Below are 9462 nucleotides of genomic sequence, written 5' to 3' on the forward strand. Positions count from 1 at the left end.
TTCATCGCCGACTGCCCGCTGGGAGGACTCCCTTGAGGTCTTACATCAGCTCCGCAGGCGTTTCACCTCTCCGCAAGCCCGGCGGCGAGGATGTTCTTAGCGGCGTTGATGTCCCGGTCATGCTCGACCCCGCAGCCGGGGCACGTCCAGGTGCGCACGGTGAGGGTGAGCGCGGTGTTGATCCGTCCGCACGCCGAGCAGGTCTTGGACGAGGGATACCACCGGTCGACGGGGATCACCGTGCGCCCGTACCAGGCGGCCTTGTACTCCATCATGCTGCGGAACTGGGACCAGGCCGCGTCGGAGATGGCGCGGGCAAGTCGGTGGTTGTGGAGCATGGTGCGCACGCTGAGGTCTTCGATCACGACCGTTTGGTTTTCACGGACGAGTCGGGTGGTCAGCTTGTGCAGGTGATCCCGCCGCCGGTTGGCGATGCGGGCATGAATTCGGGCCACCTTGAGCCGGGCCTTCGCCCGGTTCGCGGAGCCCTCCTGCTTGCGAGCCAGGTTCCGCTGAGCCTTGGCCAGCTTGCGCCGGTCGGCCTGCCCGTAACGCGGGTTGGCCACCTTGCCTTGCTCGTCGCTCACCCCGGGCACCGGACGGGACAGGGTGAGCAGGCTGGTGATGCCAGCGTCCACGCCGACTTCGGCATCGACGGGCGGCAGGGGCTTCACCGCCGGGTCCTCGACCAGGATGGAGACGAACCAGCGGCCCGCAGCGTCCCGGGACACGGTGACGGTCGACGGTTCCGCGCCCTCAGGCAGGGGCCGGGACCACACGATGTCCAGCGGGGTGTCCATCTTGGCCAGGGTGAGCTGCCCGTCACGCCAGCGGAACGCCGAGCGGGTGAATTCCGCCGATGCCCGCGACGTGCGCTTGGACTTGAACCGCGGGTACCGGGCCCGCTTGTCCCAGAACGCCGCGAACCCAGCCTGCAAGTGCCGCAGCGTCTGCTGCAACGGCACCGAGGACACCTCGTTGAGGAAAGCCAACTCCTCCGTGCGCTTCCACTCGGTCAGCCACGCCGAGGACTGCACGTACGTGGTCCGCTGCCGGTCCACCGCCCACGCCCGGGTACGTGCCTCCAGCGCCAGGTTGTACACCTTCCGCACACAACCGAAGGTGCGGCCCAGCAACTCAGCCTGCTCACAAGACGGATAGAAGCGGTACTTGTACGCCCGCTTCACCACGCCACCCACACCTCACATTTTATCGTCCACGTAAGACAATCATCGAAGGGAGGCAGCGGCGTTTCCTCCCGGCCCCAAACGGCCGGGTTTCCACGCCGCAGTTCTGATGAAACTTGCCACCGCTGTCCTCAGCGATCGGGAAACCGCCGTACTGCTCGACGACAAGCGGGGGATGGTGGCCGTCGACCAGGTCGTCGACGGCAACTTCCCGACCGCACTTGAGGTTCTCACCCGGTTCACGGCGGCGGAGCTGCAGGAGCGTCTGGCCGACGCCGCCGACTCCGGCTTCCGAGCGGTCGACGACGTCCGGTTCACCGCGCCCTACCGCCACCCCCGCAAGGTCTGGGGCATCGGTCTCAACTACGTCGAACACGCGGCGGACCTCGCCGAGTCCAGCCCCAGGGACGAGCCGGCGTCGTTCATCAAGGGCGACCACACCATCGTCGGGCCGGGCGAGGCGATCTCGCTGCCGTGGCAGAGCGAGCGCGTGACGGCGGAGGCGGAGCTTGGACTCGTGATCGGCCGCTACTGCCGGGACGTGACCATCGATGAGGCGCTCGACTACGTGTGGGGTGTCGTGCCAGTGCTGGACCAGACGGCCGAGGACATTCTCGCGCGCAACCCACGCTTCCTGACCCGGGCGAAGAACTTCCCGGGCTTCTTCTCCTTCGGCCCGCACATCATGCCGATGGGCGACGTGCTGACCACGTTCGGAGACATCGCCTCCGTCGCGGTGGCTACCGTCCGCAACGGCGATGTCCACCGCAAGAACAACGTCGCGAACATGATGTTCAGCCCGCAGCATCTCATCAGCTTCCACAGTAGGGTGATGCCGCTCTTCCCTGGCGACGTCATCTCCACAGGGACACCCGGCGCCGTGCAGATCCACCCAGGCGATGTGGCGGAGTGCCAGATCGACGGGATTGGGACGTTGCGGAACCCCATCATCGCCGGTGCGCCTCAACCCACTTGCATGAGCTGAGGCAAGCGCCGGACCGGTCGCAGCGGGGAGCGGATTGGGAGCGGCGAGGTGCAGTCAACGATGCTGAACGGCGTCGAACAGCTCTCAACTGCGCCCAACCGCACCCGCTCCTGCCTGCGACTTCACGTTTCCGCGGGTGAGGGGCGGTGCAGCTTCCGGATTCACACGGAGTGCTCAGCCACAGTGAGCGGACGTCAACGGCGCTCTATGTCGTCTGGTGGGGGAGTATCTGCAGGTCAACGCGGTAAGGCGGGCTCACCGGTCGCGCGAAATCCGCAGGTTCTGCGGTCGGTATCGCGGCGAACTGGAGATCAGCGCTCGTGGATGAGGCGTACGACTCAGCGACGCGCGGTCCGGGGACCTGGCGGCTTTGACGTTTCGGGGCCGGGCCTACGGGCGGGAAACGATGGACAGTCGGAGGCCCGTTTCTGTTTCCTCGATGAGCACTTGTTCGCCGTGGCCCTGGTCTGGCAGCATCGCGTCGTACAGTTCTTCGTTGCGGATTTCCACAGTGCCACCGGACCGGCTGATGAGGACGTTGAGTACGGCGCGCAGATTGACGTCGCTGAGGTAGCGCATGGTGGTCGTCTCCGTGGTGCTGCTCGGGTTGCATGAGGGTGGTTTTGCCCGGGGCGGCCGGGACGACGTCGGCTCGTCGGGAGCCGGTCGGCGCGGACGGTTCAGGGCCTGCGCTCGATCGATCTCGTCGACGATCGCCTCTTCTTGGTCCGCACCTGTCCACCGCCGCCAGCGAGACGTAGGGTGTTCGCTGGCTGCCGGCGGTGACTGCGGTGGTACGACGGCGAAGTCAACCCTGCGTGAGGGTCGGCTGTTCCTCAAGGAAAGTTGGGTCATAGAGCCGGTGATGGAGGTGTAGTCGTCCGGCGCCTCACCCGGATGCCCTGGCAGGCGGTAGCGCCGAGCCGGGCCGCCCTGCTGTTCGCCTGTCCTACAGTCGGACGGCCTGGTCTCCCTGGTCCGCAACGGGGGAATGTGGTGGTCGATCCGGGTGAACGGGCCATGCCGCCCCTTAGAAGCCGGCATGGGCAGGTCCCGATATCGGGCCAACCAACTGCCGGATACGCCTAAACATACGCCAGCACCGTCGGATCGGCGACTGTCGACATCTCCGCATCGGTTGGCCGTTCACACCCGATGTTCGGCACCCGTCCCGCCGGGCGTACCAGGTCCGCCGCGAGTCCGAAGGTCGCCGGCCCTCAGACAGCCTCGATCGCGACGTCCGCGCCAAGCCCCGCGGTAAAGTCCCCGGACGGCCGCGATCGGATCTGCTCGGCGTTGTTGATGAGGATGTCGGCGCCGAACTGCTTGGCCGCGTCGAGTCGGGCAGGCGTCGTGTCGATCGCCACGACCAGGCTGACCGAACAATCGGGCCCCGCCGGACAAGCGCCGTGCCGGTTGGCCGGCATCCATCACCGTTGCCTCAGGGAATGACTGGGGCGATGGCGTAGGGTGGGGGCGTAACGGCCGCCCTGGTCCCTGGTGGTGTCCGCAGCCGCAGGCACACCACCAGGAGCATCCGATGCCTGTTTCCCCTGTCTACGTCATCCCCGACCCAGAGTCTGTGAATGATCTCGTCAGTCGGATCGCCGACCGTGACCAGGCCGCCTTCGGTCGCCTCTACCGCCGTCTCGTCCGCGCTGTCTTCATCCAGGTGTGCGAGAGTGTGGCCAACCCGTCGCTCGCCGTCGCCGTGACCCGGGCGGTGTTCGTCGAGGTGTGGCAGCTCGCGCCGAGGTCCGCCGCCAGGAGGCGATGTCATGGCCGTTCGTCCGATCGCCGCGACCGGGTCTTCCCCGCCCGTCAGCGGGGAAACGGCTCCCTCGACATTCGGTGTACGGGTCAGGCGGGCCGTCGGCGTCCGCGCGCTCCGTATGCGGGTGGTCCTTCTGGTGACCGTCCTACTCCTGCCCTTGGTGCTCATCACGGTGTGTCGCTGACCGCTGACCGCCTCAGGAGCACACGGCACGCCGGGCCGGAGCGGCGTAGCCTGGGGTTGACCCGGAATCGACGACATCCCACATCCGAGGTGCCCGCCACGCCGGCTCCGCCCCCTGGGGATGCCACTTCCGTAGATTTGCCGGTCACGGTGAGAGCTCGAACGCCCGCCGATACACCTCGACGCCCCGGTGATGGGATTCGACCAGCGCGTCCCAAGCCGCTACCCCGTGATCATGACCGTCCGGAACGGCTTCACAAGGGAGCAGATGATGAGGATCGCCAAGCACAGGATCGTTGAAGCTCTACGCGAGCGCGGCCAGCAGGCCAGGGCCGACTGGGTCGAGCGTGAGCTGCCGGAGCGGGTGGACTCCGACAGGCACGCCGGGCTGCTCGCGACCCTGCGTCTCGATCCGGCCGACCTCGCCGAGGGGACATCACCGTGAAGGTGGCTCTGCTCGGGCCGATCGCCTGGCGGACAACCCGTACCACTACGGCCCCTGGGAACAGGTGATCGGCCTGGCCCGCCGGGCGTGGGAGCATCAAGTTAACGGCTGATCTTGGTTGTTGAGGCGGTCATTGGTTGGCCGGGGTGAGCCGACCCTCGAAGGCGATCTGGAAGGCGTTCAACGGTGCCTTCCAGCGCATGGTCCATCGCCGGCGGCCGGCGCCAGTCGGGTCGTCGCGCCGCTGAGCGTCCGGCGGAGGCTGCCGATCTCGCGGTTCATCGTCGCGAGCTCCTGCTGCTGCTCCTGAATCTGGGGCCAGAGCACCCGCAGCCGGGCCCGGGCAGTGGAACGGGCCTCACGGGTCTCCGCGGAGGAGCCGGCTTGCCGGCGCAGCCGCTCCCGTTCCGCCCGGTCGGCGCTCAGCACCACCTCCATGTCGGTCCGGCGGCGGGTCAGCGCCCGCAGCCGCCGGTAAGCCTCCAGGTCGGCCGGCGACGGTGGTGCCACCCCGGCCAGCCGCGCCACCAGCTGTCGCCGCTGCCAGTCGGCCCGCCGGCTGGCCAGCATGGTGAGCTGCCGTTCCACCAGCGCCTGATGGGTGTGCGGCACGTGGATACGCCGGATACTGAGCCATCTTCATCATGGGTAGCGGACGTCGTCGGCGACTTGGAGGACGAGGATGGCCTACCCGGGCTGGGAGATCGACTCGCGGTTGATGTAGGCGACCTGGGCGGCGAAGGCCAGCAGAGTCAACACGGTGCCGACGCCGATCGCGAACCCGGACGACAGGCCCGCGAGCCAGGCCAGCAGCGTGACCGCGAGCCCCACCAGCAGCGCGTTCACCGCGCCCACCATCGCCGCCGTCGTCAGCAACAGCTGCGCCCGCCGGGGTGCGTTACCGACCGCCGCCCAGGTCGCCCGCATGATGCCCTCGCCCTGCACCGCGTCGGCGAAGAAGTCGTGCTCGCCGGCCAGCCGGCGGTGGTAGTACGCCCGGATGCGCTGGATCCGCGCGAGATCCAGCTCGTTCTCCACCATGTTCTGCACCAGCCGCAGGAAGGTGAGCAGTCCGGTGATCACCAGCGTCGGCAGCACCGCCCCGAGGTACGGCCGAACGAGCGCGGCGTTGCTGGCGACGAAACCGAGCCCGATCAGCGCGGCAGAGAGCATGGACAGGAAGACGGTCGCCCGGCCCACCGACTCGGTGACGGTCGCGCTGCGCGAGGTCTGAAGCACGAAATGCTCGGTGGTCAGGGCGGTGAGTAGCGCCTGCTCGCGTTCTCCGTCGTCCATGCACCTTTCAACGTACAAGTGGCCCTGCCGACGCTCGGTAGTCTCGACTCATGCAGATGCAGCCTGGTTGGGGCGATGACTCCCTGGAGCCGTTCGGACCGACCCCGCGCCTGTGACCCGTTGACCATGGTGACCATGGTTGAGGACCGACAGCCCGCGACGACTGGCCGCGGGGGAGTCACGGCGCGACCGGCTTGACCTCGAGCCATTGACCGTCGTGGAACCTGACCCGCGTTACCTTGGAACCCGGTCGCTGGAATTCCTTCATCATGACGTCGATCTGCGCCTGGCTGGCCTTGAACGTGTACCAGATGTCGAACGTGGTCCCCAGCGGCATGTTGTGCACATCCCCGGTCTCCTTGAGGTTGCCCTGCGCGTCGTAGACACCGGTGATTTCGTCCGTGTGCTGCCTGGCCCGATTCCTCAGCGCGCCGAGGTCCAGCGTGTCGAAGCGGGTGGCCTTGAGCTCGAGCATCCGGTGCTGGTCGGCCCAGTACGCGTCCGGCACCGTCCCGCCGGTTCGGTTGACCGGTTGGCGCTCCCGGCTCAGCCAGAACGTCTTCTTGAACGGTTCGTCCAGGAACATGTATTCGTTCAGGGCGCCCAGCTTGCCGTTGACCTCGTCCTTGAGGCCCGCCGCGGTGCACCGCGCGGCGAAGCCGACAAGGACCTTGATCCGGTCCGCGTGGGACAGCTTCTTGAAGTCGCCCCGGCGTCCCCGCTCCATGACCATCTCGATCTCGGCCAAGGCCTGGATCTCCGGGTCCGTCTTCGTCGTGCCGTACCGCTTGCGGTGCAGCTCGAGAATTCCCTTCCACATCGCCGTTTTGCGGTCGATGCCGAGGTCCGCGGCCGTGGGGCGGGCGGGCCGGGGTGGCGGCGGCACCTTTACGCCGAGGTCCAGCAGCCACTGCGTATTGGTGCGTTGTCTGATCTTCTCGATGACGGCTGCGCGCTCTGCGGGGGCGGCGGCCTCGATCTCCGCGGTGGCCTTCCTGAGCGCGGCCACGACGTCCTTCGGAAAGAAGTTCTTCTGTGCCGAGCCGGCGATGGTGTGGTTGATGCGCCGGGCCAGCCCCGGGCCGTACGCGTTGGCGAAGTCACGCGCCTCGGGGCTGTTCGCGAACGCCTCAAGGTCGGCCCCAGAGAACCTGCGTGGTGGCTCGTTCGGGCCCGGTGGTGCGAATTCCGGGTGGGACATGAACTGCAGGAAACCGAGCTTGTGCTCGGGGGAAGTCCGGTCGAGCTTGTCGAGCATGGTCCGCACCCTGAGGTCGGAGAACCGGCTCTCCAGGTTCGCCCGGCCGACGTCGGTCAGCGGCGCGATGTCGGCGAGCGTGACCGGCGCACCGGATTCGGTGACCGTCACCAGGTCGAGGTCGGCTTTGGCCGATTCGATCCGGGCGGGCTTCGGAGGCGGCGGCGCAGTCAACTTCTCGGCCGGAACGTACGTGGTGAGCGTGCCGTCCTGGTGGGGCGCTTCCAGGGCACCCTCGACGGCCGGCGACTCGGCGAGCCTCGACGCCCCTCGGCTCGCCTCGACGTTCTCGGCGATGGGCCGGGCCCCGTCGGCGAACGCCACCACGCCGGGCTGAACCGGCCCGAACCGGGAGGGCGCGTCCGGCCCGCCCAGCGCGGTCTCCATCCCGGCGAGGGCGAGCCGGAGCTCCATCTCCCCGATGATCTGCCGGTAGTTGGCCAGCACCTCCGCCTTGCCGGGTGTGCCGTCCGGGACCGACGTGACGATGCGGACCTCGCGGTTGTACTGGTCCTGGACCAGGGTGGGAAGCCCGTCCCGCTCGGCCGGTGTCGCGGTGGGACTGTTGATTCGGTCGATGAGGTTGGCGAGGTCGGCGGCGCCGGCATCGGCGGCGTTCACCTCGGCCACGTCCGCCACCTCCGCGACCTGGCCCAGCCGCGGCCGCACCGCGCTGGCCAGCCGGGCTCCCACCCCCATCACCGCCATCACCGCGACCTGCTGGACCAGGGATTCTCCCGTCCCCCGCACGCCCATCAGCTCGCCGGTACGGGCCAGCTGCTGCACCTGCCCGAACGCGGCCATGGTCACGAAATCGGTGCCGACCTTGCCGACCCGGAACCGCAGGCTCTTGGCGTTGGCCCCTCGGAACATGTTGCCGTAGGCGTTGCCGACGCCGCGGAGCAATCCGGCCGACGCGGCGTTCCAGAGCAGGTCTCCGAAGGCCGAGCTGCCGGCGAGGCTCTGCTCGCCCATCAGGATTTCCCGGCCGAGCCGGTCGACCACCGTGGACGCCATCACGTCGGCGGCGAACCCGCCGACCGCCACCCAGGCGGTGCCCGCGACGGTCTGGCCGGCGAGCGCGACGATCGCGATTTCGGCGACGGCGGCTGCGGCGATACCGGCCACCGCCGCGGCCACGGCGACGGCGACCACCAGGGCGGCCGTCTTGACCATCTGCTGGTTCTCGAGCCGGTCGACGGCGGCGTCGAAGTCGTCGCTGAACGCTTCGTTCTGTAGCAGCGTGCTGAGTTGTGCGCCGCCCTCGGCGAGCCTGCCGGTCTTGCCGGTGAAGCCCTCGTGCAGCACCGCGAGGGTGCCGGCGAGCGTCGTGCGGTGCGCCCCGAGCCGCGCGCGGAGGTCGTCGGCCAGGACGAGCTCGTCCACGAACGTGGCCAGTTGTTCGTCGATGAGCAGCGCGGTGAGGACCAGTTGATAGGCCTGAATCCGTTCCGCGAGCGGGATGATCAGCGCATAGGCCCGCTTAGCGTCGCCCTGGCTGTAGGGTGCCTGGGCGAACTCGAGGTCCTCTCTCAACTGTCGCAGCGGACCCCACGTCTGGGCTTGGCCGACGACGGCCATGAGTTGCATGTCGTCGAGCGCCGGCTCACCGGAGGTGGGGCGACCGCTCGCCTTCTTCAGGGCGACCAGGCTGTCGCGCAGGCCACCCAGCCCGTCGATGGCCATCTTCAGCGCGTCGCGCAGGCCCAGGTAGTGATCGCACACCTTCCCCGGGAAGCCGCGCATCGCCTCGTCCGCCGCGGCCAGGCCGGCCAGGGCGCCGGACCGCCAGGTCTCGCCGATGGCCTCGACGTACCTGCGGCCGACGTGCCTTGCCTGGGTGGCCAGCGAGACCTGCACCGTGGGTAGCCACCGGCCGGGCGCCGCGAGCTGGGCGGCGGCCATGATCGATGGTGCGGCGATCTGCACCACGGTTGACGTGGACAGCGCACGCGCCGCGAGCCGTTCACCCTCGCCGAGGGCGAACAGGGCGGGATCGAAGCGCCCGTCGCGCCACGTCACGATCTCGTCGCGCAGCAGCTGCAGCTTCGTCACCGCGTCTGGTGGAGCGCCCGGGAGGGGGCTCAGCACATCGAGGAGGTGGTCGAGCTGGCGCGCGAGCAGGGCGACCTGCTCGTCAAGAGCCAGCACGGGCACCTGGCCCTGCGCTGCCGACGGCCGCGGATCGGGCTCGAAGGCGCCCGCGACCAGCCCGAGGAACTGCTGAACCAGGCCACCACCGACCGTCGCGGTCGTCATCGGCCACCCCCTTGGCGAGGCCGTCATCGTTCCATCGCCGGATCGGGTGAGGAAAGTGGATGGTCGGACGACATT

Annotated in this window: 8 protein-coding genes; 2 read left to right on the forward strand and 6 right to left on the reverse strand. The window is 68.6% G+C overall.

Going from position 1 to position 9462, the window contains the following annotated elements; translation table 11 throughout:
* Nucleotides 1-62: 62 nt before the first annotated feature.
* Nucleotides 63-1199 (reverse strand): RNA-guided endonuclease InsQ/TnpB family protein, encoded by a 1137-nt coding sequence (locus ACTMS0_RS20930; protein WP_441156926.1) that lies wholly within the window; start codon nucleotides 1197-1199, stop codon nucleotides 63-65.
* Nucleotides 1200-1362: 163 nt separating this feature from the next.
* On the opposite strand from ACTMS0_RS20930, the gene ACTMS0_RS20935 reads away from it, so the two are divergent.
* Nucleotides 1363-2172 (forward strand): fumarylacetoacetate hydrolase family protein, encoded by an 810-nt coding sequence (locus tag ACTMS0_RS20935; RefSeq protein WP_441156927.1) that lies wholly within the window; start codon nucleotides 1363-1365, stop codon nucleotides 2170-2172.
* 390 nt (nucleotides 2173-2562) lie between these two features.
* On the opposite strand, the gene ACTMS0_RS20940 is transcribed toward ACTMS0_RS20935, so the two are convergent.
* Both ACTMS0_RS20940 and ACTMS0_RS20945 read right to left on the reverse strand, forming a co-directional pair.
* A complete protein-coding gene (locus ACTMS0_RS20940) occupies nucleotides 2563-2751 on the reverse strand; it encodes a hypothetical protein (protein ID WP_441156928.1) in 189 nt (62 codons plus the stop codon).
* A gap of 638 nt (nucleotides 2752-3389) precedes the next feature.
* On the reverse strand, nucleotides 3390-3539 hold the full coding sequence (locus ACTMS0_RS20945) for a hypothetical protein (protein WP_441156929.1): 150 nt from the start codon (nucleotides 3537-3539) through the stop codon (nucleotides 3390-3392).
* Between the two features lie 825 nt (nucleotides 3540-4364).
* Here ACTMS0_RS20945 and ACTMS0_RS20950 point away from each other — a divergent pair.
* Entirely contained in the window at nucleotides 4365-4574 is a 210-nt protein-coding gene (locus ACTMS0_RS20950; RefSeq protein ID WP_441156930.1) for a hypothetical protein, read from the forward strand.
* A gap of 180 nt (nucleotides 4575-4754) precedes the next feature.
* Here the strand turns inward: ACTMS0_RS20950 and ACTMS0_RS20955 are convergent, their stop codons facing one another.
* The 3 genes from ACTMS0_RS20955 to ACTMS0_RS20965 form a co-directional block, all read right to left on the reverse strand.
* On the reverse strand, nucleotides 4755-5186 hold the full coding sequence (locus tag ACTMS0_RS20955; protein ID WP_441156931.1) for a hypothetical protein: 432 nt from the start codon (nucleotides 5184-5186) through the stop codon (nucleotides 4755-4757).
* 75 nt (nucleotides 5187-5261) lie between these two features.
* Nucleotides 5262-5870 (reverse strand): hypothetical protein, encoded by a 609-nt coding sequence (locus tag ACTMS0_RS20960; protein WP_441156932.1) that lies wholly within the window; start codon nucleotides 5868-5870, stop codon nucleotides 5262-5264.
* A 178-nt stretch (nucleotides 5871-6048) separates the two neighbouring features.
* A complete protein-coding gene (locus ACTMS0_RS20965; protein WP_441156933.1) occupies nucleotides 6049-9387 on the reverse strand; it encodes a hypothetical protein in 3339 nt (1112 codons plus the stop codon).
* Nucleotides 9388-9462 lie beyond the last annotated feature (75 nt).

The sequence above is a fragment of the Micromonospora sp. H33 genome, from assembly GCF_052068455.1.
GTDB lineage: Bacteria > Actinomycetota > Actinomycetes > Mycobacteriales > Micromonosporaceae > Micromonospora.